Source organism: Microbacterium sp. SYP-A9085, from assembly GCF_009649635.1.
In the GTDB taxonomy this organism is placed as follows: domain Bacteria; phylum Actinomycetota; class Actinomycetes; order Actinomycetales; family Microbacteriaceae; genus Microbacterium.
This window is the reverse complement of record NZ_WJII01000001.1, coordinates 284,606-310,635: the sequence shown is the minus strand read 5'-3', so window position 1 is coordinate 310,635 and position 26,030 is coordinate 284,606. Positions and strand designations below refer to the sequence as shown.

The 26,030-nt window shown below is 71.6% G+C and carries 25 protein-coding genes; 10 read left to right on the top strand and 15 right to left on the bottom strand.

All coding sequences use genetic code 11. The features are described 5' to 3' along the window. The first annotated feature begins 161 nt into the window (after positions 1–161). A complete protein-coding gene (locus tag GH740_RS01545; protein ID WP_367640274.1) occupies positions 162–1,313 on the top strand; it encodes an MFS transporter in 1,152 nt (383 codons plus the stop codon). Between the two features lie 8 nt (positions 1,314–1,321). Then, the gene (locus GH740_RS01540) at positions 1,322–2,062 is read left to right on the top strand and encodes a FadR/GntR family transcriptional regulator (protein ID WP_153744335.1); all 741 of its coding nucleotides are present in this window, start codon (positions 1,322–1,324) and stop codon (positions 2,060–2,062) included. A gap of 122 nt (positions 2,063–2,184) precedes the next feature. Here GH740_RS01540 and GH740_RS13995 read toward each other — a convergent pair whose 3' ends face one another. Beyond that, positions 2,185–2,355 (bottom strand): hypothetical protein, encoded by a 171-nt coding sequence (locus GH740_RS13995; RefSeq protein WP_153744334.1) that lies wholly within the window; start codon positions 2,353–2,355, stop codon positions 2,185–2,187. On the opposite strand from GH740_RS13995, the gene GH740_RS14265 reads away from it, so the two are divergent. After that, positions 2,311–2,523 (top strand): alpha-L-rhamnosidase C-terminal domain-containing protein, encoded by a 213-nt coding sequence (locus GH740_RS14265; protein ID WP_367640678.1) that lies wholly within the window; start codon positions 2,311–2,313, stop codon positions 2,521–2,523. The genes GH740_RS13995 and GH740_RS14265 overlap by 45 nt on opposite strands. Positions 2,524–2,557: 34 nt before the next feature. On the opposite strand, the gene GH740_RS01530 is transcribed toward GH740_RS14265, so the two are convergent. From GH740_RS01530 to GH740_RS01520, 3 genes are read right to left on the bottom strand one after another with little or no spacing between them, the layout of a single operon-like run. After that, on the bottom strand, positions 2,558–3,550 hold the full coding sequence (locus GH740_RS01530; RefSeq protein ID WP_172978244.1) for an alpha/beta hydrolase fold domain-containing protein: 993 nt from the start codon (positions 3,548–3,550) through the stop codon (positions 2,558–2,560). Beyond that, positions 3,495–4,865: an MFS transporter gene (locus tag GH740_RS01525; RefSeq protein ID WP_153744902.1), complete on the bottom strand. Its 1,371-nt coding sequence runs from the start codon at positions 4,863–4,865 to the stop codon at positions 3,495–3,497. Before GH740_RS01525 ends, GH740_RS01530 begins: the two co-directional genes overlap by 56 nt. A 5-nt stretch (positions 4,866–4,870) precedes the next feature. Then, positions 4,871–5,323, bottom strand: a complete 453-nt coding sequence (locus tag GH740_RS01520) for a MarR family winged helix-turn-helix transcriptional regulator (RefSeq protein ID WP_253941154.1) — start codon at positions 5,321–5,323, stop codon at positions 4,871–4,873. Between the two features lie 74 nt (positions 5,324–5,397). Here GH740_RS01520 and GH740_RS01515 point away from each other — a divergent pair, with 74 nt between their 5' ends. Beyond that, positions 5,398–6,249, top strand: a complete 852-nt coding sequence (locus GH740_RS01515; protein ID WP_153744332.1) for an alpha/beta fold hydrolase — start codon at positions 5,398–5,400, stop codon at positions 6,247–6,249. Between the two features lie 410 nt (positions 6,250–6,659). On the opposite strand, the gene GH740_RS01510 is transcribed toward GH740_RS01515, so the two are convergent. Continuing rightward, positions 6,660–8,333 carry a DEAD/DEAH box helicase gene (locus tag GH740_RS01510; protein ID WP_367640270.1) on the bottom strand — a complete coding sequence of 558 codons (1,674 nt, stop codon included), beginning with the start codon at positions 8,331–8,333 and terminating at the stop codon, positions 6,660–6,662. A gap of 189 nt (positions 8,334–8,522) precedes the next feature. On the opposite strand from GH740_RS01510, the gene GH740_RS01505 reads away from it, so the two are divergent. Beyond that, positions 8,523–9,572, top strand: coding sequence for a biotin/lipoate A/B protein ligase family protein (locus GH740_RS01505; protein WP_153744330.1), 1,050 nt, complete (start codon positions 8,523–8,525; stop codon positions 9,570–9,572). Beyond that, positions 9,569–10,492: a site-specific DNA-methyltransferase gene (locus GH740_RS01500; RefSeq protein ID WP_153744900.1), complete on the top strand. Its 924-nt coding sequence runs from the start codon at positions 9,569–9,571 to the stop codon at positions 10,490–10,492. Before GH740_RS01505 ends, GH740_RS01500 begins: the two co-directional genes overlap by 4 nt. Before the next feature lie 224 nt (positions 10,493–10,716). Here GH740_RS01500 and galK read toward each other — a convergent pair whose 3' ends face one another. Continuing rightward, positions 10,717–11,850, bottom strand: coding sequence for a galactokinase (gene galK, locus GH740_RS01495; RefSeq protein WP_153744899.1), 1,134 nt, complete (start codon positions 11,848–11,850; stop codon positions 10,717–10,719). A gap of 35 nt (positions 11,851–11,885) precedes the next feature. Then, positions 11,886–13,055, bottom strand: a complete 1,170-nt coding sequence (gene galT / locus GH740_RS01490) for a galactose-1-phosphate uridylyltransferase (protein ID WP_153744329.1) — start codon at positions 13,053–13,055, stop codon at positions 11,886–11,888. 144 nt (positions 13,056–13,199) lie between these two features. Between galT and GH740_RS01485 the strand changes: the two genes are divergently transcribed. Beyond that, positions 13,200–14,201, top strand: coding sequence for a LacI family DNA-binding transcriptional regulator (locus GH740_RS01485; RefSeq protein ID WP_153744898.1), 1,002 nt, complete (start codon positions 13,200–13,202; stop codon positions 14,199–14,201). A 244-nt stretch (positions 14,202–14,445) separates the two neighbouring features. Here the strand turns inward: GH740_RS01485 and galE are convergent, their stop codons facing one another. After that, positions 14,446–15,423, bottom strand: coding sequence for a UDP-glucose 4-epimerase GalE (galE, locus tag GH740_RS01480; RefSeq protein ID WP_153744328.1), 978 nt, complete (start codon positions 15,421–15,423; stop codon positions 14,446–14,448). A 76-nt stretch (positions 15,424–15,499) separates the two neighbouring features. On the opposite strand from galE, the gene GH740_RS01475 reads away from it, so the two are divergent. Then, the gene (locus GH740_RS01475) at positions 15,500–16,660 is read left to right on the top strand and encodes a glycerate kinase (protein WP_367640267.1); all 1,161 of its coding nucleotides are present in this window, start codon (positions 15,500–15,502) and stop codon (positions 16,658–16,660) included. 63 nt (positions 16,661–16,723) lie between these two features. On the opposite strand, the gene pgm is transcribed toward GH740_RS01475, so the two are convergent. Beyond that, positions 16,724–18,364 (bottom strand): phosphoglucomutase (alpha-D-glucose-1,6-bisphosphate-dependent), encoded by a 1,641-nt coding sequence (gene pgm, locus GH740_RS01470; RefSeq protein WP_153744327.1) that lies wholly within the window; start codon positions 18,362–18,364, stop codon positions 16,724–16,726. Positions 18,365–18,441: 77 nt separating this feature from the next. Between pgm and pheA the strand changes: the two genes are divergently transcribed. Next, the gene (gene pheA / locus GH740_RS01465; RefSeq protein WP_367640264.1) at positions 18,442–19,401 is read left to right on the top strand and encodes a prephenate dehydratase; all 960 of its coding nucleotides are present in this window, start codon (positions 18,442–18,444) and stop codon (positions 19,399–19,401) included. A 22-nt stretch (positions 19,402–19,423) separates the two neighbouring features. Here pheA and GH740_RS01460 read toward each other — a convergent pair whose 3' ends face one another. The 6 genes from GH740_RS01460 to GH740_RS01435 all read right to left on the bottom strand — a co-directional run bounded on the left by GH740_RS01460 (position 19,424) and on the right by GH740_RS01435 (position 24,721). Next, positions 19,424–20,167: an alpha/beta hydrolase gene (locus GH740_RS01460; protein ID WP_153744326.1), complete on the bottom strand. Its 744-nt coding sequence runs from the start codon at positions 20,165–20,167 to the stop codon at positions 19,424–19,426. 24 nt (positions 20,168–20,191) lie between these two features. Then, positions 20,192–20,821, bottom strand: a complete 630-nt coding sequence (locus GH740_RS01455) for a response regulator (RefSeq protein WP_367640262.1) — start codon at positions 20,819–20,821, stop codon at positions 20,192–20,194. Further along, positions 20,818–21,930 (bottom strand): sensor histidine kinase, encoded by a 1,113-nt coding sequence (locus tag GH740_RS14260; RefSeq protein ID WP_153744325.1) that lies wholly within the window; start codon positions 21,928–21,930, stop codon positions 20,818–20,820. The genes GH740_RS01455 and GH740_RS14260 overlap by 4 nt, the downstream gene beginning before the upstream one ends. Before the next feature lie 9 nt (positions 21,931–21,939). Then, positions 21,940–22,365, bottom strand: coding sequence for a hypothetical protein (locus GH740_RS01445; RefSeq protein ID WP_153744324.1), 426 nt, complete (start codon positions 22,363–22,365; stop codon positions 21,940–21,942). Between the two features lie 174 nt (positions 22,366–22,539). Beyond that, positions 22,540–23,595: an MsnO8 family LLM class oxidoreductase gene (locus GH740_RS01440; protein ID WP_153744323.1), complete on the bottom strand. Its 1,056-nt coding sequence runs from the start codon at positions 23,593–23,595 to the stop codon at positions 22,540–22,542. Positions 23,596–23,737: 142 nt separating this feature from the next. Then, positions 23,738–24,721, bottom strand: a complete 984-nt coding sequence (locus GH740_RS01435) for a diacylglycerol kinase family protein (RefSeq protein WP_153744322.1) — start codon at positions 24,719–24,721, stop codon at positions 23,738–23,740. Positions 24,722–24,763: 42 nt separating this feature from the next. Here GH740_RS01435 and serS point away from each other — a divergent pair, with 42 nt between their 5' ends. Next, the gene (gene serS, locus GH740_RS01430) at positions 24,764–26,026 is read left to right on the top strand and encodes a serine--tRNA ligase (RefSeq protein WP_153744321.1); all 1,263 of its coding nucleotides are present in this window, start codon (positions 24,764–24,766) and stop codon (positions 26,024–26,026) included. The last annotated feature ends 4 nt before the right edge of the window (positions 26,027–26,030 follow it).

The following is a 26,030-nucleotide window of genomic DNA, read 5'->3' as shown; positions in this document are numbered from 1 at the left end:
TTTCATACTACAGAAACTTTTTCTCCTAGAGCCAGAACTTTATCACGTTCTTCGGCATGATTATGGTCTAACCATTACGATTATCAGCCTGAGGGGGTGCCATGTCCGGGATCGTCGGATCAGACCCATCGGGCCCGTCTTCGTCGAGGATCCGTGACCAGGTGTTCACCCAGTTGGGCAACATCACGTTCTCGACTGCGCAAGGCGTCATCGGGATCGTCGTGCCACTCCTGGCGGTGCATGCGGGCCATCCCATCGGCGTCGTAGGGATCATCGTCGCGATCTCGGCGGTCTCGCAGACCGTGGCCCGCGTCGGAATGGGCGCGTTGATGAGCCGCTTCCCGACCAAGTACTTCATCGTCGTCGCCACGATCCTGTCCGTGATCTCGTGCACGGTGCTGTGGTTCAGCGCCGCGCTGTGGGCGTTCGTCGTGCAGCAGCTGCTGCAGGGTGTGGCGCGGGCCTACTTCTGGACAGGTGCTCAGACCCACGTCGTTCGCGGCTCGGACTCCGCGGTGGCTGCGCTGTCGAGGTTCAACGTCGTGCAGGGCGTTGGCCAGCTGATCGGCCCGGTTCTCGCCGGTGTCGTCGGGGGCTGGTCGCTGCCCGGGGGGATGCTGATCGCTGCCGGCCTGTCCGGCTTCGCACTGCTGCCGGCGCTGGCGCTGGCGCGTTTCGAGCCGTTCGCGGCGAAGCCCCGCGCGAAAGACGGGGATGGGGATGGGCGGTGGACTTCATCGCCAGGCGTGCGCACCGCCGCGAGCATGACGGCTGTGGCCGGCGCGTGGCGTGGCGTGCTGAACTCCTACCTTCCCGTGATCCTCACGGCGGCAGGGCACTCGATCCCCGTGGTCGGAGTCCTCGTGACTCTGACGAACCTCGCGTCCCTGGGAGGGACCGCGGTCGCGGGACGGGTGCAGGCGAAGGGTCCCCGTGTGGCGAACATGATCGGAACCGCGAGCGCGGGACTGGGGATGGCGGTGGCAGTCCTGTTTCCCGGCCCGATCATGCTGGTGGGGGTGGCGCTGGCGGTGGCGGGAGCAGGCGCGGGGGTGCTGCAGACCATCGGCCTCGCACTCGCCGCGGACTCGGTCGGCCCCGATGACCGTGGGCGTGTGATCGCCGTGATGGGCGCGTTTCGGTCGACGTGCCTCCTGGTGTCCCCTCTGGGTACGGCGGGGCTTGTTATGCTCTTGCCCAGCGCGTCGATCGCCGCCGGAATCACGAGTCTCGTGATCTCGACTCCTGCATTTGTTTCGTTGTTCTCGCGCAAGGGGCGCCAAGGTGGAGCCGCGGAGAAGCCGATGAGTTGAGGGCGAAGATGACGGATCTGGGTCGTAAGAGAGCATCCAAGACGGTGTCGCCGGAACTCTTCGCTCCCATCGAGGCGCAGCGTTCGTCACAGGCGGTAGCCGATCGGATTCGGTTCATGATCCAAGAGGGGCAGATCGCCGTGGGTGATCGACTGCCCCCGGAGCGCGAACTGTGCGAGAGGCTCGGTGTGAGCCGGATGACCCTCAGGGAGGGATTGCGCATCGTCGAGACGAACGGCCTGATCAAGGTCAAAGTCGGCGTCGGCGGCGGAGCCACCGTGACGGTGCCGTCCGTCGAGGTGGTTCGCGGCGGAATCGGCGATCTGCTGTCGCTTTCCGCATTGAGTGCGGAAGAGATCACGGAGGCGCGAACCGTGCTCGAGCTGGGTGTGGTGCCTCTGGTCTGCAGACGGGCGACAGAGGAGGACATCGCGGATCTCCAGGCTCTCTGCGATGGGGCGTATGCCAGCCGTGAGCGGGGCGACTACGACGTGCACGCCTCACTCGACTTCCACATGCGGGTGGCGGAAGCGGCGCACAGCCCAGCGATCGTCCTGCTCCTCGCGTCGATCAGACAGCCGATTCTGCAGTCGCTGGAGAAGGCTGCGCACCATGACCTTAGTGGCGTGGAGGAGCACCGGCGTTTCATTAGTGCGGTCGCCGCACGCAACATCGACGGTGCCAGTGCGATCATGCGCGATCACTTGAACCGCACGGCAAACCGAGTGGCGCGTTCTTCGACGCATTAGTGCGAGCTGACCGCCGTCTGGGACGAAGAGAGTGCGTGCGCAGCGTGCGCCGTCATTGTTGATATGTAAGTCGTTCGGTCAAGTGGGCAGGCTGAGGCGCCGCCAGACTGGATGCGCGGGATCTAGCGGCCGACCGTGCTTTCCCGGATGACGAGTTCCGGTTGCAGCGTCACGGCGACGTGGCGATGGGTCGCGACCGCATCGGTCAACTCAGTGCGCAGGAGCTCGATTCCGACCTCGCCGATCTCCTGCCCGCGCATCGCGACCGACGTGAGCGGCATCGTGCCCGGCACGACTGCCCCTACGGGACGATCTCGTGCGAGTGGACCATCGCCGAGTCCGGTATGACGACGACCGTGCGTCTTCCGGGGGGCACCACGGGAAGGGTGATCCTGCCTGATGGGACGGCCACCGACGTGGGCCCGGGTGTGCACACCTTCACGTGCCCGGCGAGCCAATAACGGCGGGCAGTTCCGTGCCGATATGTTTGCCGGTCTACCCGAACCCGTCCACCCATCCGATCATCCGCCGCACGCTGCGCTGCGCAGAGGCCGCTTCGGGGTGGTTGAGGTGCCCGTGCGTGGCGCTGCGCTCCGCGTACAGCTCGACGCGGACACCGGCATCCCGCAGCTGCCGGGCGAACAGGTCGCCGGAGGAGCGCAGGTCGTCGATCATCGCGACCAGCAGATATGTCGGCGGGAATCCGCGCAGGTCGGTGGACACTCCGGCGAATGCGTGCGGGTCCCGGATGCCGCGCGCCCCGGCGTAGTGTTTCGCGAGCGCCCGCACGACGGCCGGGCGGAATCGCAGCCGCGCCGGCATGGTCGCGGTGAGCGCGAGCGTCTCGGCCGTGTTCGGCGGCAGGTCCGGGTGCAGCATCGGGTACGCGAGCACGACGGATGCCGGCATCCGGCCACCCTCATCGCGCAGCCGGAGGGTTGCCCCGGTGACCAGCGTGCCCCCGGCGCTGGCCCCTCCGAAATGCACGTGCGCGGCATCCACCCCGAACAGCGTTTCCGCACCCGCCGTCGCATGGACCCAGGTCGCGTGCACGTCGTCCATGGGCACGGGGAACCGCGTGCCGCGCAGCGCCTTGCGGTAGTCGACGGCAAGGACCGGGATGCCGCGCGCGGCGAACGCGAGGGCGACCCAGTTCGACTCCGGCATCTCCAGCGTGCCGCCCACGAAGGCACCGCCGTGCACCCAGACCAGGGCGTTGCGGGCCCCGGCATCCCGCTTCCGGTACAGGCGCGTCGGAACAGGGCCGTGCGGACCCACGACCCGCACATCGCTGAGCTGAACATCCGCGAGCTCCGGGAACCGCCGCTGCAACGACGCGGTGTCCACGTCGGCGCGCGGATCGACCGGCCCGCCGGTGCGGGCGAGCCGCCACGCCATCGCCCGCACGACGAGGTCGGCGAGGGTCAGCATCTTACGGGCGCGCGCCGTCGCCGCGGTGCGGATGCAGCGCCGCATCCAGGTCGCCACCGGGCAGCTTGATCGGGGTGGTCTGCGCTATCTCGTCGCTGAACTCCTCCGGCGCTATCCGCTCGACGACCCGGATGGGACGGGTCTCGTCGATCACGAGCGCGAACCGCCGCTCGGTGCTGCGATGCATCCGGCCGGAGGTCACGAGCCACACCGCGCCGATGATGCACGAGACGATCCCGGCCGTGCCGCCCACCTGGATCGCCAGGCGCGGGCCGAACGCCGTCGCCACCCACCCGACAATCGGTGCGCCGACGGGCGTGGATCCCATGATGACCGCCATGTACAGCGCCAGCACGCGTCCGCGCAGCTGCGAGTCCGTCGTTGTCTGCACGTAGCCGTTGGCGGTGGTCAGCATCGAGACCGTGGCGTATCCGACGAACACGACCATCGCGCCGTACATCCAGTACACCGGCATGAGCGACGAGACCAGCGAGGCCAGGCCGAAACCGCCGGCGGCATAGATGACGACGCGGATCCGCGCCCGTTCCCGCCGGGCCGCCATCAGCGCGCCGGCGAGGGACCCGATCGCCAGCAGCGAGCTCAGCGCACCGTACCCGTCCGCCTTCAACCCGAATTCCAGCGCCATCGTCGAGGCGAAGATCGCGAAATTCATCCCGAACGCGCCGATCAGGAACACGATCACGAACAGCACGATGAGGTCGTTGCGGCGCGCCACGTACCGGAAGCCGTCCGCGAGGCGCGTGGCATCCGTCGCCTTCACGCGCGGCTGCAGCTCGTCCGTCCGCATGATCGACAGCGCTATCAGCATCGCCACGAACGTCGCCGCGTTCACGATGAACATCCAGCCGGTGCCGACCAGGACGATCATGACGCCGCCTACCGCCGGACCGATCAGGCGTGCGGTGTTGAAGGATGCCGAGTTCAGCGCGACGGCGTTCGCCGCGTTCTCGCGGGAGACGACATCCGACACGAACGCCTGTCGCGCGGGACTGTCGAACGCGTTCGCGACGCCGAACAGTCCGGCGAACGTCCACATCATCGGCAGCGTCATGACGTGCGTCAGCAGCAGGATGCCGACGGTGATCGCGAGCAGACCCAGCGCGCTCTGCGTGCACATCAGCAGCTTGCGCCGATCGAAGTGGTCCGCGACCCATCCGGTGATGCTGACAAGCACAAGCGGCGGCCCGAACTGCAGTGCCATCGTGACGCCCATCGCGGTGGCGTCGTTGTGCGTGAGCTCGGTGAGCACGACCCAGTCCTGGGCTGTGGCCTGCATCCAGCCGCCGATGTTCGAGATCAGCGCGCCGATGAACCAGACCCGGTAGTTGAAGAGGCCGAGGGAGCGGAACATCGCCTTCATCGGGCGGCCACCTCGCTCATGATCGCGGCGGCGCGGGTCAGCGTGCGGCGCTGCGCGGGGGAGAGCCCGGCCACGACGTTCGCGAGCCACAGGTCGCGGCGGCGCACCGTCTCGGTGACCAGGTCGCGGCCGGCGTCGGTGATCTGGATGTTGACCTTGCGCCGGTCCACGTCGTCGGGCGTCCGGGTGACCCAGCCGGCCTCCTCCAGGCAGTTCACGGTGCGATTCATCGAGGGAGACGTCACCCGCTCGCGTTCCGCGAGCTCGCCCAGCGTGTGGGGGCCGTGCGCGCGCAGGGTGGCCAGGACCGCGAACTGCGCATCGCTCATCGTGTCCAGCGCGCGCTCTGCGCGCAGCCGGCGGCTCAGTCGGAACGTCGCCATGCGCAGATCGCGCGCGGCGAAGGCATCCTCATCCAGGACTTCCGTGTGATCCGCCGACTCCACCATACTAATGCTTAGTCTAGCTTATTAGTCTTGCTAAGTAAATCCCTTCGGGGTGGGGAGTTCGCTAGGCTCCCGCCATGCCCGAGTTCACCGACGCACACGGCGTCTCCATCGTCTACGACGTGCACCCCGCGCAGGGCGCGGCGCGGGCGGTGATCCAGCTGCTGCACGGTGTGGGCGAGCACGCCGGCCGCTACCGAGCCCTGATCGAGGCCCTCACGGCCGACGGTTTCACGGTCTATGCCGACGACCACCGCGGCCACGGGCGGACCGGAATGAAGCAGCACGGCGGCGACGCGAGCCGCCTCGGCCGGCTCGGCGTCGGCGGGCATCGCGCCGCCGTCGACGCCTCGTGGCTTTTCACGCAGCTGATCCGCGACGAGAACCCCGACCTGCCGCTCGTGATCCTCGGCCATTCCTGGGGCTCGTTCCTTGCCCAGATCCTCGTCAACGCGCACCCGGAGGCGTACGACGGGATCATCCTGTCCGGCTCCGCGCTGCGGGTGCCCGGCGCCCTGAACGCGGGGGACCTGAACGCGAAGTGGAAGGCGACGGATGCCACGGGCCTGGCGTGGCTCTCGTCCGACCTGCGGGTCGCGGAGGAGTTCGTCGCCGATCCGTTGACGGTGGCGACGCCGCTGCTGCGCCTGTTCGGGCCCATCGACGCGGCGCGGCTGTTCGGCCGGCCGCGCAAGGACCTGGGCCGCGACATCCCGCTGTTGCTGATCGTCGGACGGGACGATCCGGTCGGCGGGCCCCGCAGCGTGCACCGGCTCGCGGAGGCGTATCGCACGCGGTCGGGGTTCACGGATGTCACGACGCTGGTGTATCCGGACGCGCGGCACGAGCTTTTCAACGAGGTGGCACAGGCCGAGGTGCGCGCGGACGTGATCGCGTGGCTCGACGCGAGGTTCCCGGCGCGCGGCTGAGGAGACGGGACGCGCAGGTCCGTGTTGCAGAACACGCGGCGTGCGCCGGCTCCTGGTCGCGCGTTGTGTGCCGTTCCGGCCGGGATGTCGCAGAAGATGCGGTTTGCGACCGCCGCAATCCACATGTTGTGCGACATTCATCGGGACGTGTCGCAGAAGATGCGCACTAAGGAGTCGACGGGCCGCACGTTCTGCGACGCGGTGTTCGCGGCGCCTGACGCCGGCGGACAGCCGACGCCGCCGCGCGGCGTGGGTCGTCGGGATGGGCGGCATCCGTGCTGGGGATGTCACACAAGATGCGCCCTGGCCCTGCGACAACCGGCATGTTCTGCAACGTCCGCCGGCGGTGTCTCAGAAGATGCGGCCTAGCGCCGCGAGAGGCCGCATCTTCTGAGACACGGTGCCGAGGCTCAGCGACCGCCCGGGTGCGACGCGCGGCGCGAACCGCGGATGGCGCCCACGGTGGCGCCGATCGTCGGCTTGCCCGACGCGGTGCGCCCGCTTTGCGCGGCGGGGGCGTGCGACTGCGTCCGGCCGGACGTCGCGCGGCCCTTGCCGCCTCGTGCGGCGGATCCGCGGCCGGTCTCGCTCGCGCGGCCGCCGTTGCCTTCGTTCCGCCGGCTCGCGCCTGAAGCCATCGAGCGGCCCGCGTCAGACCCGTCCGCGCTGCCGCGGCGACGCTGCGCCGCCGATCCGTCGGAGCGGCCCCCGGAAGCGCCGCGCTGGGCGGCCTGCTCACCGGATCGCCCGCCGCGCGACCCCCGCGCAGCGCCGCCGGAGCGACCACCGCCCGACCGGCCACCGGCCGAAGCACCGCCACCGGAGCGACTGCCTCCGGAGCGACTGCCGCCCGCCGAAGGGCGGCCACCACCGGCAGCCCCTCCCGCAGCGACCTTCGGCTCGACCCGCGGCGCAGGCTCCCCGACCAGCGCCGACACCGTCTCGTCGTGGGCCGTCACCGACTCGAACGGCGCGGTCAGCTTCGCGTGGCGCAGCAGATCAGTGACGTCGCGGCGCTGCTCGTCGAGCGTGACCGTGACGACGACGCCCTCGGCCCCCGCGCGGGCCGTGCGGCCCGAGCGGTGCAGGTACGCCTTGGGCTCCACTGGCGGGTCGACGTGCACCACGAGCTCCACGTCGTCGACGTGCACACCGCGGGCCGCGACATCCGTCGCCACCAGCACCCGGACGCCGCCATCCGCCGGATCCGCGCCGAACGCGGCGAGGTTGCGCTCTCGCGCGTTCTGCGACAGGTTGCCGTGCAGGTCGACCGCCGGGATGCCGGCCGCGGTCAGCTGCTTCGCGAGCCGCTTGGCCTGATGCTTCGTGCGGGTGAACAGGATGCGACGGCCTCGCCCGGACGCGAGGTGACGCACGAGCGCTGTCTTGTCGTCGCCGTCCGGCACCACGAACACGCGATGGGTCATGACGCCCTGCGGCACCGACGCATCGTCCACCGAATGCGACACCGCGTCGTGCAGGAACCGGGCCACGAGCTTGTCCACACCGCGGTCCAGGGTCGCGCTGAACAGCATCCGCTGTCCGACCACCGGAGTCGCCGCCATGATCCGCGTCACACCGGGCAGGAACCCGAGGTCGGCCATGTGGTCGGCCTCGTCCAGCACCGTGATCTCGATCGCGCCGAGGTCGACGATGCCCTGCTTCTTCAGGTCCTCCAAGCGCCCAGGACACGCCACAACGATGTCGACGCCGCGACCGAGCACCTGCTCCTGCGGGCGCTGGCTCACACCACCGAACACCGTCGTCACCGTCAGGCCCACGGCCTGGGCCAGCGGGGCCACGGTCGCCGCAATCTGTGACGCCAGCTCGCGCGTCGGAGCCAAGACGAGGCCGCGCGGGCGACCCGCCCGACGTGGACGAGCGGACGCCGCGAGCCGCGCCACCAGCGGAAGCGCGAACGCGATCGTCTTGCCGCTGCCGGTCCGGCCGCGGCCGAGCACGTCGCGGCCGGACAGCGAGTCGGGCAGCGTGTCGGCCTGAATGGGGAACGCGTCGGTCTTGCCCTCGGCGGACAGGACGGCGGCGAGGGGCTCGGGAACGCCGAGCGAGAGGAAGGAAGTCACAGGATGCTTTCGGGAGGGCGCACACAGGTCGGTGCGCAGAATGCGGCGGCGCCGGACGGCGCATGTGCGGATGCACGGGATCGCCGTTCGAAGAAGGTCTGCACCGGGCCGGAACCCTGGCAGGAGCGCGCATCGACGACGCAGCGGCCGAGGCCGCGACCCCTACACTACCGGCCCTAGGCTGGGAGCATGCACGGTGAGTACAAGGTCCCCGGAGGAAAACTCGTCGTCGTCGACCTCGACGTCCGGGAAGGCCACATCGCCGACTTCCATCTCGCGGGGGACTTCTTCCTCGAACCCGACGATGCGCTCGCCGATATCGACGCCGCCGTCACCGGGCTGCCAGAGACCGCGGATGTCGCGGCCATCGCCGCCGCGGTCCGCTCCGCACTCCCCGAAGGCGCGCAGCTGCTCGGCTTCACTCCGGAATCGGTGGGCACCGCCGTGCGCCGGGCGCTCGTGACGGCTCCGGGCTGGCGGGATTTCTCCTGGGAGATCCTGCACGAGAAGCCCGTGTCGCCGCGCATGAACCTCGCTCTCGACGAAGTGCTCACCACCCGTGTCGGCGACGGCCGGCGCAATCCGTCGCTGCGGATGTGGGAGTGGAACGAATCGGCCGTCGTGATCGGCTCGTTCCAGTCGCTGCGCAACGAGGTCGACCCCGACGGGGCGCGCATGCACGGATACGACGTCGTGCGGCGGATCTCCGGCGGCGGGGCCATGATGATGGGCGCGAACTCGATCGTCACGTATTCGCTGTACGTGCCGGCATCCCTCGTCGCCGGGATGACGTTCGCCGACTCGTACGCGTTCCTCGACGACTGGGTGCTGCAGGCGCTGCGCTCCCTGGGCATCGACGCCGTGTACCAGCCGCTCAACGACATCGCCGGGCCCAGCGGCAAGATCGGCGGTGCCGCCCAGAAGCGGCTCGCCAACGGGGGCGTCCTGCACCACGCCACGCTCAGCTACGACATGGACGGCCAGGTGATGACCGAGGTGCTCCGGATCGGCCGCGAAAAGCTCAGCGACAAGGGCACCGTGTCGGCGGCCAAGCGCGTCGACCCGCTGCGCAGCCAGACCGGCCTGCCGCGCGAGGCCATCATCGAGCGCTTCCTCGACACTTTCACGAACCTGTACGGCGCGACGACGGGGCATATCACCGAAGAGGAATATCTCGAGGCGGAAGCGCTCGTGGCGTCGAAGTTCGCCACCGACGCGTGGCTGCACCGCGTGCCATGACCGCGGTCGACCCCGTGGACGCGGGCGCCGTGGCGCCACGAGGGAGCGTCGAGATCCACTACGGCGACAACCTCCGCATCGCTCGTTCCCTGCCCGACGCGTCGTTCACGCTCGTCTACCTCGACCCGCCGTTCAACACCGGCCGGGTGCGGCAGCGCTCTGTGGAGACCGCGCGGACGGCGGCATCCCGGGACCCCGTCCCCGACCCGGACGGACCTGTCGACGAGCCGCGGATCGTGCGTCGCGGGTTCCACGGGCGCGAGTACGAGCGGCTGCGCGGCGACCTGCGCGCGTACGACGACCGGTTCGACGATTACTGGGGATTCCTGGAGCCGCGGCTGCGCGAGGCGTGGCGGCTGCTGGCCGACGACGGCACGCTGTATCTGCACCTCGACTACCGCGAGGCCCACTACGCGAAAGTGCTGATGGATGCACTGTTCGGCCGCGAGCGGTTCCTCAACGAGATCGTGTGGGCGTACGACTATGGCGCGAAGTCCCGGCGCCGCTGGCCGGCCAAGCATGACACGATCCTCGTGTACGTGAAGGACCCGAAGCGGTACTGGTTCGACTCGACCGCCGTGGACCGCGAGCCGTACATGGCACCGGGACTGGTCACCCCCGAGAAGGCCGCACGCGGCAAGCTGCCGACCGATGTCTGGTGGCACACGATAGTGCCGACGACCGGGCGCGAGAAGACCGGCTACCCGACGCAGAAGCCCGCCGGCATCCTGCGCCGGATCGTGCAGGCATCGACCCGCGAAGGCGACACCGTGCTGGACCTGTTCGCCGGCAGCGGCACCACCGGCGCGGTCGCGGCATCCCTCGGCCGGCACGCCGTGCTCGTCGACGACAACGCCGAGGCGATAGCGGTGATGCGGACGCGGATGCCGGACGCGAGCGTCGTAATCGCCGCGAAGTAGGCGCGCGGCGCGAGTTTCAGCGAACCGCGAGGCAGCCCCGAAACTCGCGAGACAGCCCCGAAACTCGCGAGGCAGCCCCGAAACGCGCGAGGCAGCGGTGGCGCGTGAGGGATGCCTCGCGCACTTGAGGGATGTCTCGCGGAGTTGAGGGATGTCTCGCGAAGTTGAGGGATGCCTCGCGGAGTTGGGGGATGCCTCGCGCAAGGGGGGCCGGAAGCGGGACGTCACGCGTCGCGGCGGGCGCCTTCGGACGGCGTGACGGTGAACACGTGCGGGGCGGGATAGCCGGCGGAGACGAACGCCGCGGATGCGCCATCGCGCACCGCGTCGACACAGTCGTGCGGAGTCAGCGCTATCGCGGCGCCGCCGAACCCGCCGCCGGTCATCCGCGCGCCGATCGCGCCGGCGGCGCGCGCGGCGTCGACGGCGGTGTCCAGCTCCGGCGTCGAAATCTCGAAGTCGTCGCGCAACGAGGCGTGCGACGAGTCCAGCAACGGACCGATCTGGGCAGAGCCGTGCGCGTGCAGCATCCGCACGGCATCGAGGACCCGCTGGTTCTCGGTCACGACATGGCGCACGCGGCGGAACGTCTCGGCATCCAGCGCCTGCTCGGCGCGCGGGAGGTCCGCCACCGACAGGTCGCGGAGCGCGCGCACGCCCATCGTGTCCGCACCCCGCTCGCACGCCTCCCGTCGGTCGCGGTACCCGCCGGTGGCGTGCGCATGCGTGACGCCGGTGTCGATCACGACGACCTCCAGCCCCGCGGCCGCGAACCCCAGATCCACGACCTCGGCGTGCAGTGACCGGCAGTCCAGGAAGATCGCGGCATCCGCGCGGCCCAGCATCGACGCCATCTGGTCCATGATCCCGGTCGGGGCGCCCACGGCCTCATTCTCGGCACGGCGGCCGACACGGGCGAGGGCGACCGGGTCGAGCCCCAGCCCCCACACGTCGGTGAGGGCGGATGCCACGGCCCCCTCGATCGCGGCCGACGACGACAGCCCCGCCCCGACCGGCACGTCGGACGCGATCGCGATGTCTACGCCGACAGGCGGCGCGGTGGCCGCGTGGCGCAGCGCCCAGGCGACGCCCAGCGGGTACGCGGCCCACTCCGCGACGCGCGGGGCGCCTTCGCTCGGGAAGAGGGCCTCGAGCTCGTCGAGCGTGACCTCCACCGGTGCGTCCGCGAACGTCGACGCGACCCGGATGCGGGCGTCGTCGCGCCGGCCGACGACGGCGTGGGTGCGATGCGCGATCGCGAACGGCAGCACGAAGCCGTCGTTGTAGTCGGTGTGCTCGCCGACCAGGTTCACGCGCCCGGGCGCCGACCAGGAACCGGCCGCCGGCCGATCCGTCATGCTCGCGAACAGAGCCGCCGCGGCATCCCTCGCCGTCACAGGGACACTCCCTCGAGCGCCGCGCGCAGGCGCGCCGCGGACGTCTCGGGCGGGATGTCGCCGATCCAGGCGCCCATCGCCGCCTCCGATCCCGCGAGGTACTTCAGCTTGTCGGCCGCGCGCCGCGGGCTGGTCAGCTCCAGGTGCAGGCGGTACGCGTCGCGCGCGACGTGCACGGGCGCCTGGTGCCAGGCGGCGATGTACGGGGTGGGCGTGTCGTACAGAGCGTCGACGCCGCGCAGCAGCAACAGGTACAGGCGCGCGAGCTCGTCGCGCTCGGCATCCGTCGTCTGCGCGAAATCGGCCACGTGGCGGTGCGGCATGAGGTGCACCTCGAGCGGCCAGCGGGCGGCGAACGGAACGAACGCCGTCCACCGCAGGCCCTCGAGCACTATGCGGTGCCCCGCGCGCTCGAAGTCGAGGATGTCCTGGAACAGCGCGGGGGAGGTGCGGTCGATGCTGCCGAGCGTCCGCTGCGTGCGCGGCGTCAGGTATGGGTACGCGTAGATCTGGCCGTGCGGGTGGCCCAGGGTCACTCCGATCGCCTCGCCGCGGTTCTCGAACGGGAACACCTGCTCGACGCCCGGCAGCGCCGACAGCGCCGCGGTGCGGTCGGCCCACGCCTCGATCACGGTGCGGGCGCGCGTGACGGTCTGGGTGCCGAACGACCCGGTGGTGTCGGGGCTGAAGCACACGACTTCGCAGCGGCCGACGCTCGTGCGCTCGCGGCCGAGGCTGAGGGTCGCAAGGTCGGCGAGACCCTCGGGCGGGTCCACGGCGCCGGGTGCCTCGCCATGAGGCTTGGCCAGAGCGGGGCCGAACGACGGCGAGCGGTTCTCGAACACCGCGACGTCGTATTGCGACGGCACCTCGGACGGGTTCGTCGCCGACTGCGGCGCGAGCGGGTCGAGCTCCGCCGGTGGCAGGAACGCGCGGTGCTGTCGCGCGGCGGCCACGGAGATCCAGTCACCGGTGAGGACATCCAGCCGCATCGTCGCGGTCTCGGGGCGCGCGTCGAGTGGGCGGGTGTCGGCGGCGCGGACCGGGCCGAGTGTCGTATCCGGGTCGTCGTAGTAGATGAGCTCGCGACCGTCGGCCAGACGCGTGGCGCGCTTGACCACGCCCGCGCCGAGGGTCACCGGGGCGCCGGGAATGTCCAGGGGCATGTGCGGAACTCCTCCGTGTTGACGATCACACGGTAGCAAGCGCCTGTGTTATCGTCAACACACGTGCGATCGGCGGAGTTCTGCACGAGGCGGCGCGGACAGGAGATGGGGGGCGCGGTGGAGACGACGGGGCGGCGCGTGTCGATGGCGGATGTCGCGGCGCTGGCCGGCGTCTCCGGCCAGACCGTGTCGCGGGTCGTCAATGCCAGCCCGCGCGTCGACCCCGTCACGCGGGCACGCGTGGAGGCGGCCATGCAGCATCTCGGCTACCGGCCGCACCGCGCCGCGCGCGCCCTGCGCACCGGCCGCTCGCAGACGATCGGCCTGGTGGTGTCATCGCTCGCGACCGTCGGCAACTCGCGGATGCTGCAGGCGGTGGCCGATGCCGCGGCCGCACGCGGTTATGCACTCACCGTCGTCACGCTCGGCGGCGAAACCTCGCTCGCCACGGGCGCGCCGATCGGCGCGGCCTTCGAGCGGCTGCGCGATCAAGGCGTCGACGGCGCGATAGTGCTCAACGAGGCCACGGCGCTCCTCCGCGGCGCCGACGTTCCTGCGGATCTGCGGCTGGTCGTGGTCGACGCGCCCGACGCGGGCGGTCCCGTCGGCTTCGCGATCGTGCAGACCGCGCACGCGGCGGGCGCGCGGGCGGCCACGGCGCATCTGCTCGGGCTGGGCCACGCGACCGTGCACCATGTCGCGGGGCCGCGCGGCTCGTTCTCGGCCGACGAGCGCGACCGCGGCTGGCGCGCGGCGCTCGCCGATGCCGGAGCCGTGGCGCCCGAGCCGCTGCGCGGCGACTGGACCGCGACATCCGGCCACCGCATCGGCGGGCTGCTCGCCGCCGATCCGTCGGTGACTGCGGTGTTCGCGGCGAACGACCAGATGGCGCTCGGGCTGCTGCGGGCTCTCGCCGACGCAGGGCGCGGCGTGCCCGACGACGTCAGCGTGGTCGGCTTCGACGACGTGGAGGATGCCGCGGACTACCGTCCGCCGCTGACCACGGTGCGGCAGGACTTCACCGCGCTCGGCACCCGCGCCGTGGACGTGCTCGTGTCGGGCATCGAGGGCGCGGCCCGGCCGGCGCCCGAGACGATCCCCGCGCGGCTTGTCGTGCGGGAGAGCACGGGGCCCTCGCCCCGCTGACCCGGCGTGCCCGGCGTGCTCGCTGACTCGGCGTGCTCGGCGTGCTCGCCGACCCGGCGTGCCCGGCGTCGGAGATCTTGCCCGCCACGCCGGGGCGGTCGTCGGGATCGCGGCGTGTCTCAGACGAACGCCGACACGGGGCCCGACCGGCCGTCACTCGACGCCCGCCGGGTTCTCCCCCCGTTCCGTGGGCGACCGTCAACCGGCGGGGCCGCCACTCATGGGCCCACGCTCGGGCCACCCGTCAGGCGACGGCCCGCCGCGCCTCCCACCCGCTGCGCACCATCTCGTCGACGGTGTATCGGTTCGCCCAGTCGAGGTCGCGGGCGGCGAGTTCGCCGGTGGCGACGATGCGGTCGGGGTCGCCGGGGCGGCGCGGTGCGACCTCGGGCGTGAACGGAATGCCGGTGACGCGGGCCATCGCGTCCATGATCTCCCGCACGCTGAGCCCGTTCTGCGAGCCCAGGTTGTACGCGGGCTCGATCGGCTCCCCGCCGGACAGCCGCTGCGCGGCCACCACGTGCGCGGCGGCGATGTCGGCGACGTGCACGTAGTCGCGCAGGTTCGTGCCGTCGGGGGTTGCGTAATCGTCGCCGAAGATCCTCGGCACGCGCCCCTCGAGCAGCGCCTCGAACACGAGCGGGAACAGGTTGTGCGGGCTCGTGTCGTACACCGTCGGGTCGCCGGATCCGACGACGTTGAAGTAGCGCAGCGACGTGTGCCGCAGCGGATGCGCGGCTCCGGCCGTCGCGACCCCCTGGTCGGCGATCAGCCATTCGCCGATGAGCTTGGACTGCCCGTACGGCGAGGTGGGATGCTTCCCGGTGTCCTCGGTCACGAGGGCGACATCCGGGGTGCCGTACACGGCCGCCGACGACGAGAACACGAGGTTCGCGACATCCGCCGCCGCCATCGCCTCGAGCACGACGCGCGTGCCCTCGACGTTCTGCGCGTACGTGTGCAGCGGGCGCTGCACCGACACCCCGGCGTACTTGAACCCGGCGACGTGGATGACGCCCTGCACCGCGTGCTCGCGCAGCGTCCGCTCGAGCAGCTCGCGGTCGAGGATCGACCCGCGCACGAACGCGACGCCGTCGGGGACGAACGCCGCGTGCCCGCTGGACAGGTCGTCGACCACGACGGGCTCGATTCCGGCGGCGGCGAGGGCGCGGACGATGTGTGCGCCGATATAGCCGGCTCCACCGGTCACAAGCCAGGTCATGTCACTCCTCTGATCGCGGACGCTTTCCATTCTGCCGGGGTCGAGCCGCGCGGACGCACCGCCCTAGACTCGCGCTGTGACCACCGTGGTGCTGGCCCCCGACAGTTTCAAGGGCTCGATCACGGCCGCGGATGCGTGCGCCGCGCTGGCCGCGGGCTGGCGGGACGTCGACCCGGACGTCGTGATCGTCGCGCGGCCGATGGCCGACGGCGGCGAGGGCACGCTCGTCGCGTTCGCCGCCGCGGTGCCGGACGCCCGGCGGATGCCGCTGACCGTCGCCGGTCCGGACGGGCGCGCGCACGGCACCGCGTGGCTGCGGCTGCCGCCGACGGTGGACGCGACCGGCGGCACCGGTGTCGTCGAGCTGGCCTCCACGAGCGGCATCGAACTGCTCGGCGACGACCGGGTGCCGTGGGATGCGCACACGACCGGGTTCGGGCAGGCGATCGCCGCGGCGCTCGAGGGGGGCGTGACCCGGCTCATCCTCGGCATCGGATCCAGCGCGTCGACGGACGGCGGGGCGGGGATGCTGGCGGCGCTGGGCGCGCGGTTCCTCGACGCGACCGGCCGGACCGTCGCCCCGGGTGCGCGCGGACTCGCCGCGATCCAGACCGTGGATGTCTCCGGTCTGCGGGCTCTCCCGCCCGGCGCCGCCGTCGTGCTGTCGGACGTGCGCACCCCGCTGCTCGGCCCGACCGGGGCCGCGGCCGTGTTCGGGCCGCAGAAGGGTTTCGCGTCCGGCGACATCCCGGGCGTGGATGCCGCGCTCGCGCACTACGCGGCGGCGCTCGCCGCGGCGCTTCCCGCCGCTGATCCCGCCGCCGCGGGAGCCGGCGCCGCAGGGGGAACCGGCTTCGCGTTGCAGGCGTGGGGCGCGCGCGTGGCGGCGGGGTCGGCCGAGGTCGCGGCGTTGATCGGACTGGGCGATGCCGTGGCCGCGGCATCCCTCGTCGTCACCGGGGAAGGCTCGTACGACGGCCAGTCCGCCGCGGGCAAGGCACCCGCGCACGTCGCCGCGCTCGCTCATGCCGCCGGCGTGCCGGTCGCGCTGGTCGCGGGGCGGGTGGCGTCGGATGCCGACACCTCCGCCTTCGCCGAGGTCATCTCACTGGCCGACCTCGCCGGCAGCGCGGACGCATCCCGCGCCGACCCCGGCCGCTGGCTGCGCGCTGCGGGGCGGACGCTCGCCGCGCATCGCCCCGAACCCACCCTCCAGCGCCGAACCCATCGCCGATAGCGGGTGGGTTCGGCAACAGGGAGTGGGTTCGGCGGGGCGCGCGGCGCGCGGGGCGGGGCGCGCTCAGCCGCCCAGCGCCGCGGCGATGACCGCGCGCGCCTCCGCCTGCACGAGACGCAGGTGCTCCGCGCCCTTCAGCGACTCGGCATACAGCTTGTAGACGTCCTCGGTACCCGACGGGCGCGCGGCGAACCACGCGTGCTCGGTCTGCACCTTCAGCCCGCCGATCGGGGCACCGTTGCCGGGTGCGCGCGACAGCTTCGCGGTGATCGGCTCGCCGGCCAGGGTCGTGGCGGTGACGTCGTCGGGGGAGAGGCGGCCGAGCGCAGCCTTCTGCGCGGGCGTGGCCGGCGCGTCCACCCGCTGGTACGCGGAGGCGCCGAACTCGGCCTCCAGCTCCGCGTACCGCTGCGACGGCGTCTTCCCGGTCACCGCGAGGATCTCCGCCGCCAGGAGGCAGAGCAGGATGCCGTCCTTGTCGGTCGTCCACACCGAGCCGTCCCTGCGCAGGAATGACGCGCCGGCCGACTCCTCGCCGCCGAACGCGACCGATCCGTCCAGCAGGCCCGGCACGAACCACTTGAAGCCGACCGGCACCTCCAGCAGGTGCCGATCCAGCCGCGCCGCGACCCGGTCGATGATCATCGACGACACAAGCGTCTTGCCGACCGCAGCTCGGTCCGGCCACTCCGGCCGATGCGCGTACAGATAGTCGATCGCGACGGCGAGGTAGTGGTTGGGGTTCATCAGGCCCGCGTCCGGGGTCACGACCCCGTGCCGGTCGGCGTCCGCGTCGTTGCCGGTGAGGATGTCGAATTCGCTGCGCCGTGCGACCAGGGCCGCCATCGCCGACGGCGACGACGGGTCCATCCGGATCTTCTCGTCCCAGTCCAGCGTCATGAACCGCCACGTGGGGTCGACCTCGGGGTTCACGACGGTCAGGTCGAGCTCGTACATCTCGCCGATCAACGCCCAGTAGTCCACGGATGCCCCGCCCAGCGGGTCGGCGCCGATGCGGATGCCGGCGGAGCGGATCGCCTCCACGTCGATGATCGCCCCGAGGTCGGCGACATACGCGCGCCGGAAGTCGTACCGGTCCAGGATCCCCGAGTCGATGTCGGCGAACCGGGTGCGCCGCACCTCGTCCAGGCCGCTCGCGATCAGCGCGTTCGCGCGGTCGGCGATCCACCCGGTGGCGTCGGTGTCCGCGGGTCCGCCCGAGGGCGGGTTGTACTTGAAGCCGCCGTCGGCAGGGGGATTGTGGCTGGGGGTGACGACGATGCCGTCCGCACGCGCCGGGTCGTCGGCATCCCGCCCCCGGTTGTACGTGAGGATGGCATGGCTCAGCGCCGGGGTGGGCACCCACGAGTCGCGGGAGTCGATGCGCACGTCGACGCCGTTCGCGACCAGCACCTCGATCGCGGTGCGCTCGGCGGGCCGGGACAGGCCGTGCGTGTCGCGGCCGAGGAACAGCGGGCCGGCGATGCCCTGCGCGTTGCGGTAGTCGACGATCGCCTGGGTGGTGGCGAGGATGTGGTCCTCGTTGAAGCTGCGGGACAGGGATGACCCGCGGTGCCCGCTCGTGCCGAACACCACCCGCTGGCGGGGCTCGGCGGCATCCGGTTTGAGGTCGTAATACGCGTTGATGACCTCGTCGATGTCGATGAGGTCGGATTCGGCGGCGGGCTGTCCTGCGCGACTCATGCCCCCAGTCTGCCTGCTTGTGCGCGGGGGCGACACCGGGAGGGACGTCCGGATCACCCGCCGAGTAGGCTGAGCGCGTGACCGAGCCCGCCGCCCCGCCCGACCGCCGCACGTACAGCTATCTGGGCCCCGCGGGGACGTTCACCGAGGCGGCACTCGCGCAGGTGCCCGAGGCGCGAGGCCAGATCTGGCACCCCGTGCGCAACGTTCCGGAGGCGCTCGCCGACGTCGTCGAGGGCCGGTCGGATGCCGCGATGATCGCGATCGAGAACTCGGTCGACGGCGGCGTGACCACGACGCAGGACGCGCTCGCGACGATCCCGGGGCTGCGGATCATCGGCGAATACCTCGTCCCGGTGCGGTTCGTGCTGGTCGCCGTTCCCGGCACAAGGCTCGAGGATGTCGCGCTCGTCGCCGCCCACCCCGTCGCCTACGCCCAGTGCCTCCAGTGGCTCGGGGCGCACCTGCCTGCGCACGCGCACCTGCCCGCGTCCAGCAACGTCGCGGCGGCGATCGAGATGCTGGACGGGACCACGAACGCGGATGCTGCGATAGCGCCGCCCGGGATCCTCGACCACCACGAGCTCGAACTGCTCGCCGAGGACATCGGTGACAACCCGAACGCGGTGACCCGGTTCGTCCTGGTCGGCCGCACCGTGGCACCGCCCTCGCCCACCGGTGCTGACAAGACGTCCCTGATCGTCGAGCTGCCCGGCGACCACCCCGGCGCGCTGCTGGACATGCTCGAGCAGTTCGCGACCCGGGGCATCAACCTGTCGCTGCTGGCCTCCCGCCCGATCGGCGACGAACTGGGACGCTACCGGTTCGTGATCGACGCGGACGGGCACGTCTTCGACGAGCGGATGGCCGACGCGCTGCTCGGGCTGCGCCGCTTCAGCCCCAATGTCGTGTTCCTCGGGTCGTACCCGCGCGCCGACCGAGCGATTGTGCACTACCCGGACCGGTACGCGGACGACGTGTTCGTGGAGGCGCGCGACTGGCTGCGCGGGCTCATCTCCGGCGCCCCCGAAGACTGACCGTTCAGGCCGCCGGTGCCGGCTACCGGATCAGCTGCCGGGCGAAGAAGCGCGTGTCGATGCGGTCGACCGGCACCGTGAAGTGGCTGCCGGGGAACGCGTGCAGCGTCTTGTCCTCGGACGCGAACGCGTCGAACAGGCCGATCCCGGACGCGCGGCTGATCTCGGGGTCATCCCACGGCAGCAGGAACTCGATCGGGATCGTGATCCGCCGCGCGGCGGCGATCAGCGCGTCGTAGACGAATACCCCGCCGAAGATCGCCGCGGTGATGCGGCGATCGGCCACCACCAGCGGCATCCCGATCGCGCTGGCCAGGGTCATCCCGGAGAACCCGATGGGCGCGTCCGGCCCGATCTCCGGCAGTGCCGTGAGCGCGTCGATCGTGGCCTGCCACTCCGGCACGGCCCGTTCCGCGAGCGACGCGTTGTATGCGGTGATCGTGGCCGCCATCGAGCGGCCGGCCGCGCGGTCGGCCAGCATCTCGTCCACCCATCGCCGGTCCTGGGCGTTCCGCGGCCGGTCGCCGTGCCCCGGCGCGTCGATCGCCGCGACGATGAACCCGTCGCGAAGCACGGCGTCGCGCGCCCGGCCGACGAGCCCGGGCGAACGCTTGTGCAGGCCGCCGCCGTGACCGAGCAGCAGCAGCGGCGTCCCGGCGGGCGGTGCCGGCGGGGCCCAGAGCACGCCCGGGACGTCACCGATCGAGAAGTCATGTTCGATGACGCCGTCGGACGTCGTCTGCGTCGTGAAGAGCGAAGAGCGCATGGGGATGCCTTTCGAAGGAGCGTGTCAGCCGTCCAGGAGGCCGCGGCGGAAGCCCTCGGCCACAGCGGCGGCGCGATCGCCGACGCCGAGCTTGGTGTAGACGCTCAGCAGGTGCGTCTTCACGGTCGCCTCGCTCAGGTGCAGGGCCCTGCCGGCGGCGCCGTTCGTGGCGCCGTCCGCGACCAGGGCGAGGATCTCGAGCTCGCGTGGGGTGAGGAGGTCCTCGTCGCGTGTGCGCACCCGGTGCACGAGGCGGGACGCGACCGAGGGTGCGAGCACCGTGCCGCCTTGCGCCGCGGCGCGGACAGCGCGCAGCAGCTCGTCACGCGGCGCGTCCTTCAGGAGGTACCCGGTGGCCCCGGCGGTGATCGCGGGGAGGACGTCGGCGTCGGCGTCGAACGTCGTCAGCACGACGATTCGGCTGCGCAGGCGCAGTCGCACGAACTCGCGGACGGCGGCGACGCCGTCCATCCGCGGCATCCGCAGGTCCATCAGCACGACGTCGGGGTCGAGCACCTGGGCCAGGGCGACGGCTTCGGCCCCGTTGGCCGCCTCACCGACCACCTCGATGTCGTCGGCGGAGGCGACCATGCCGACGATGCCGTCGCGCACGACGGGGTGGTCATCGACCACGAGCAAGGTGACCGGGCTCACGCGGGGACCTCTGCGCGCACAACGGTCCCGTGCCCGGGCCGCGACTCGATGACGAGCTCGCCGGCCGCCGATGCGAGGCGGTTGCGCATCGCGGTCAGCCCGAACCCGCCGGTGCCGTCGGACGGATGCCGCAGGCTGTCGACGAAGTCGAAGCCGCGGCCGTCGTCGCGCACGTCCAGGCGGATGCGGGCGGCATCCATCCGCAGGGTGAGCGTGACCCGGTGCGCGGCCGCGTGCCGTTCGACGTTTGCCAGCGCCTCCTGCGCGGTGCGCAGCAGGGCCACCTCGGTCGCCGTGGACAGGGCCGGGGCGGTGCCGGATGTCGTCACGGTCGCGGGGATCCCGGTGCGCGCCGACCAACTCCCGGCGACGTTCGTCAGCGCGTCGGGCAACGAGGTGCCATGCAGGACGAGCGGGCGCAGATCCTGCATCGAGCGCCGCGCCTCGGCAAGACCGTCGCGGGCGAGCGCCAGTGCGGCGTCGGTGTGGCGGCGGCGCAGGTCATCGTCGGTGGCCTGCTCCGCGGCCTGCAGCTGCGTGATGATGCCGGTGAACCCCTGAGCGAGGGTGTCGTGGATCTCTCCGGCCAGGCGCGCCCGCTCGTGCTCGACGGCATCCCGTTGCACGCTGCGCTCGGCCAGGAGCAGGCCGAACGACATCCCGCACATGACCGCGATGTTGAGCAGGATCACCGCGATCCTGCCGCCGATACCGGCGACGTCGTGCCCGAACGAGGAGCTCTGCGCGAGACCGGCCACCGCCGCCGTGCCCGCCACCGCCAGCAGCTCCCACGGCCACGCCACGATCGAGTACGCGAACGAGAACGTCGCTATCGCCAGGAAGCCGAACGTGCCGTTGCGCAGCACGAGCGCGAGGTTCAGCGCTATCGCCACGGTCATGAACGCCGCCACCGCCGCGGGGCGGTCGCGCCACGCGAACGGGAGCGTCCGCATCACGAGGATGTTCAGCCCGTACGCGGTGCACAGGATGAGCGCCGGCGCCAGCCGCGCCCACGCGCCCCATTCCGCGAGGACCGCGAACGCCGTCAGCATCCCGAGCACGATATACGGGGCGACGGCGAGCGTGGTCCGCCAGCGCGGGTCGATCACGTGCCGACCCTACGCCCGGACGGCGAACAGCGCGCGGGTGCGCGGCAGATTCACGAGGATCGCCGCGGGCAGGAGCAGGACGCCGCACAGGGCCTGCTCGGCGCGGACCCAGTCCGGCAGGAAGCCGGGAATCGACACGATGACGACGATGGCGACCACGACGGCGGCGCTGACGATGCGCAGTCGCGTCCATGCGGGGCGCGACCCGCGGGCGGCGCGGACCGCGAAAAGGAGCACGACTGTCGCGCTGCCCAGCACGAGCGAGCAGCGGATCCAGATGGCGCCCTCGAAGCCCGCGCCGGCGGCCGACGCGCCGGCGAGGAAGATGAGCATCCCCGTGCTGACGGCGAGGAACCCGGAAACGAGCAGGATGACGGGGCGGAACGCGGCGCGCACGGCCTCGCGTGCGGCGGCGGAGGGGAGGGTCTGTGTCATCACTCCAGCGTCGCCGCCGTGCCCGCGTGCCGGATCCCCCGATCGGTCGGTGTTCGGCGCCGATCGGCTGGTGTTGTGTCAGCCGGCCCACGCGAGGAGATCGGCCGAGGCGAGGGCCTTTGCGGCCGGCGCGATCCTCGCGCCGGCCGATCCCCTCGGCTCGGCCGAGGCGACTCAGCCGACGAGCGCGCCGGCGAGCAGGTCGAGCGTCTGCACGCGGCCGGGCGCGGCATCCATCGGCTCACCGTCGTACGCGCCCGCGATCGGCGAGAGCATCACCTCGTCCACGCCCCACCGGACCGCGAACTCCCGCACCGTGGCGGCGACGTCGGCGCCAGTGCCGATGAACCACTTCGCGCGCATGCCGTCCATGATCGTCTGCGCCATCCCGTCCATCGGCGCCGACTGCGCCTGCTCGACGGTCTCCAGCGGCCGCAGCGGCTGGTTCGTGCGCAGCCGCGCCATGCTGCGCAGCTGCGGCAGCGCCCGCTCCGCGGCCTCGGCCGCCGTGGGGGCGGCCACCGCATTCGCGGTGAGGAACGTGCGTGGCTCGGGATGCCGGTCGCTCGGCCGGTACTGGCTCCGGTACAGGTCGAGGGCGCGCTCGAGGCCGTCGCCGGAAAAGTGGTTCGCGAACACGTACGGAAGGCCGAGGGATGCCGCGAGCTGCGCCGAGTAGTCACTCGAGCCGAGCAGCCAGATCTCTGGGGCGCCGGTGGCGGCCGGGGTCGCGCGCACATCGTACGTGCCGCCGCTGGTGAACTGAACCGTCGCGCCCTCCGCCCCCACGAGGCGGGCGATGTCGCGCACGTGCTCGGGGAACCGCTCCACGTCACTCGTGGTCCCCGACATCCGCAGCAGTTGCGTGATAACCGGGTCGCTGCCCGGCGCCCGGCCGATGCCGAGGTCGACCCGGCCCGGCGCCAGCGCCTCGAGCGCGGCGAACTGCTCGGCCACCACGAGCGGCGAGTGGTTGGGCAGCATCACACCGCCCGACCCGATCCGGATCCGGCGTGTGCGCGCGGCGGCGGCCGCGGCCAGCACCGGGGGAGTGGTCGAGGCGACCGCCGGCATGTTGTGGTGCTCGGCGAACCAGTAGCGGCGCAGGCCGAGCGCGTCGGCGTGCGCGACGAGGTCGAGGGATGCCGCGACCGCCTGCGCGCTGGTCTGACCGGTGCGCACCGGCACCAGGTCGAGGACGGACAGGGCGGGTGCGGCTGCGGTACTCATCCCTTGTCGCAACCCGGCGTGCGTGCGCGTCATTCCCGGCCTGCCGTGCGCGTCATGCCCGGCATCCCGCGGTTCGGGGCGGATGTCTGCACTCGGGGCGGATTCGTGCGGGTGAATCTGCAGGAATGCGCCCCGAACCGGGTCAGCGCGCCCGCGGCGGCATGGCCACGCGCAGTGCGCCCGGCAGCACGCGGCAGCGGATCCGGTCGGCCTCGCCGAACTCGTCGCCGTCCAGCTCGACCGGCTGCGGCCCTTCGACGGCAGCCTCGATCGACGTGCCGCGCAGGTAGCGCACCGACGTGTCGCGCCGGCGCTCCACGATGCGGCGCCCGGCGCGGGTGCGCCGCAGCACGCTGTTGTCCCACCAGACCTTGCGCCACACGCCGAGCCAGCCGTACCAGCCGGTGGGCTGGATCATCGCGACATCCAGCAGCCCGTCCGTGACCGACGCGTCCGGCACGAGCGCGATGCCGCCGGGCAGCGCGCCGCAGTTCGCGAAGAGCATGCTCTGCACCCTCGCCGAGTGCAGGCGGTGGGCCTCCAGCTCGTACACGACGCGGAACGGCCGCGCGGCGGGCAGTGACCGGGCCGCGCCGTCCACGTACGCCACCCAGCCCATTGTCTTCTTCAGCTGACTCCGGGTGTTCGCGATCATCGCGGCGTCCAGCCCGATCCCGGCCATCACGACGAATGCGTGCTCCTCGGTCGCGCCGTCGGGACGCGTCAGCAGCGCCATCCCGATGTCGATCTCGCGGATGTCGCCGGCGAACGCCGCGCCGATCGCCGCGTCCTGGTCGGTCAGCGGCAGCTCGAGGTTGCGGGCGAAGAGGTTCCCGGTGCCGCTGGGCACTATCGTCAGCGGCACGCGGCTCTCAATGAGGGCGCCGGCCACGGCGCGCACCGTACCGTCGCCGCCGGCCACGAGAACGGCGTCAGCGCCTTCGCGCAGCGCCCGTGCCGTGGCATCCTCACCCAGGTCCTCGGGCGTCGTCTGATAGAAGAGGGGATGCCGCCACCCGGCCTGCTGCGACGCCTGCTCGACGCGCTGCCGGAGCTTTCCGCCGTCGACCTTGGTCGGGTTGTAGACGAGGGCGGCGCGGCGATGCTGCGGGGACTCGTCCGTCATGGCCCCACGATACCGGCGCAGGCGGCTGGATAGACTTGTCGGATGATCGATCCCGTCCTGCTGCGCGAGAATCCCGAGCTGGTCAAGCGTTCTCAGATCAAGCGGGGCGAATCGCCGGAGTCCGTGGACGAGGCGCTGGTCGCCGACGCGCGCCGGCGCGCCGCGATCACGACATACGAGCAGCTGCGGGCGGAGCAGAACGCGCACGGCAAGACGGTGGCGGCCGCGAGCAAGGACGAGAAGCCGGCGCTGGTCGCCCAGGCCAAGGACCTCAGCGAGCGCGTCAAGCAGGCGCAGCAGGCGGTGACCGATGCGGAGGAGTACGCGAACCGCGTGCTGTCGGACATCGAGAACATCGTGCTGGAGGTGGTCCCCGCCGGCGGCGAAGCGGATTTCGTCACGCTGCGCACGCACGGGCAGATCCCGACGTTCGACTTCACGCCGCGCGATCACCTCGAGATCGGCGAGCTGCTGGACGCGATCGACATGGAGCGCGGCACGAAGGTGTCCGGCAGCCGGTTCTACTTCCTGAAGGGCGTCGGCGCGCGGCTCGAGTACGCGCTGATGTCGCTGGCGCTGCAGCGGGCGATCGATGCCGGATTCGTGCCGATGATCCCGCCGACCCTGGTACGCCCCGAGGTGATGGCCGGCACCGGGTTTCTCGGCCAGCACTCCGACGAGGTGTACCGGCTGGAGAAGCAGGACCTGTACCTGGTGGGCACCAGCGAGGTGCCGCTGGCGGGGTACCACATGGGCGAGATCCTGGATCTGTCCCGCGGCGCGAAGCGGTACGCCGGCTGGTCCACGTGCTACCGCAGCGAGGCGGGCTCGTATGGCAAGGACACCCGCGGCATCATCCGCGTGCACCAGTTCAACAAACTCGAGATGTTCGTGTACACGGAGCCGTCGGATGCCGAGGCCGAGCACCTGCGGCTGGTCGCGATGCAGGAGGCGATGCTGCAGGACCTGGGTCTGTCATACCGGGTGATCGACGTCGCCGCCGGCGACCTCGGCTCGTCCGCGGCGCGCAAGTACGACATCGAGGCGTGGGTGCCCACGCAGGACGCGTACCGCGAGCTCACGTCGACGTCGAACTGTACGACGTTCCAGGCCCGCCGCCTGGACATCCGCTACCGCCCGGACGGGACGAAGACGCAGCATGTCGCGACGCTGAACGGCACGCTCGCCACCACCCGGTGGATCGTGGCGCTCCTGGAGACGCACCAGCGCGCCGACGGCTCGGTGGTGGTGCCGGAGGTGCTGCGCCCCTACCTCGGACTGGACGTGCTGGAGCCGGTGGCGTGAGCCG

Coding starts and splice junctions, on each gene's coding strand:
- GH740_RS01460 (WP_153744326.1), bottom strand. CDS start 20,167: ATGCGCTCTTCGCTCTTCACGACGCAGACGACGTCCGACGGCGTCATC.
- GH740_RS01525 (WP_153744902.1), bottom strand. CDS start 4,865: ATGTTCCGCTCCCTCGGCCTCTTCAACTACCGGGTCTGGTTCATCGGC.
- GH740_RS01485 (WP_153744898.1), top strand. CDS start 13,200: ATGGCGGATGTCGCGGCGCTGGCCGGCGTCTCCGGCCAGACCGTGTCG.
- galT (WP_153744329.1), bottom strand. CDS start 13,055: ATGCCCCTGGACATTCCCGGCGCCCCGGTGACCCTCGGCGCGGGCGTG.
- GH740_RS01500 (WP_153744900.1), top strand. CDS start 9,569: ATGACCGCGGTCGACCCCGTGGACGCGGGCGCCGTGGCGCCACGAGGG.
- serS (WP_153744321.1), top strand. CDS start 24,764: ATGATCGATCCCGTCCTGCTGCGCGAGAATCCCGAGCTGGTCAAGCGT.
- GH740_RS01505 (WP_153744330.1), top strand. CDS start 8,523: ATGCACGGTGAGTACAAGGTCCCCGGAGGAAAACTCGTCGTCGTCGAC.
- galE (WP_153744328.1), bottom strand. CDS start 15,423: ATGACCTGGCTTGTGACCGGTGGAGCCGGCTATATCGGCGCACACATC.
- galK (WP_153744899.1), bottom strand. CDS start 11,850: ATGACGGATCGGCCGGCGGCCGGTTCCTGGTCGGCGCCCGGGCGCGTG.
- GH740_RS01520 (WP_253941154.1), bottom strand. CDS start 5,323: ATGGTGGAGTCGGCGGATCACACGGAAGTCCTGGATGAGGATGCCTTC.
- GH740_RS01435 (WP_153744322.1), bottom strand. CDS start 24,721: ATGACGGACGAGTCCCCGCAGCATCGCCGCGCCGCCCTCGTCTACAAC.
- pgm (WP_153744327.1), bottom strand. CDS start 18,364: ATGAGTCGCGCAGGACAGCCCGCCGCCGAATCCGACCTCATCGACATC.
- GH740_RS01445 (WP_153744324.1), bottom strand. CDS start 22,365: ATGACACAGACCCTCCCCTCCGCCGCCGCACGCGAGGCCGTGCGCGCC.
- GH740_RS01540 (WP_153744335.1), top strand. CDS start 1,322: ATGACGGATCTGGGTCGTAAGAGAGCATCCAAGACGGTGTCGCCGGAA.
- GH740_RS01440 (WP_153744323.1), bottom strand. CDS start 23,595: ATGAGTACCGCAGCCGCACCCGCCCTGTCCGTCCTCGACCTGGTGCCG.
- GH740_RS01515 (WP_153744332.1), top strand. CDS start 5,398: ATGCCCGAGTTCACCGACGCACACGGCGTCTCCATCGTCTACGACGTG.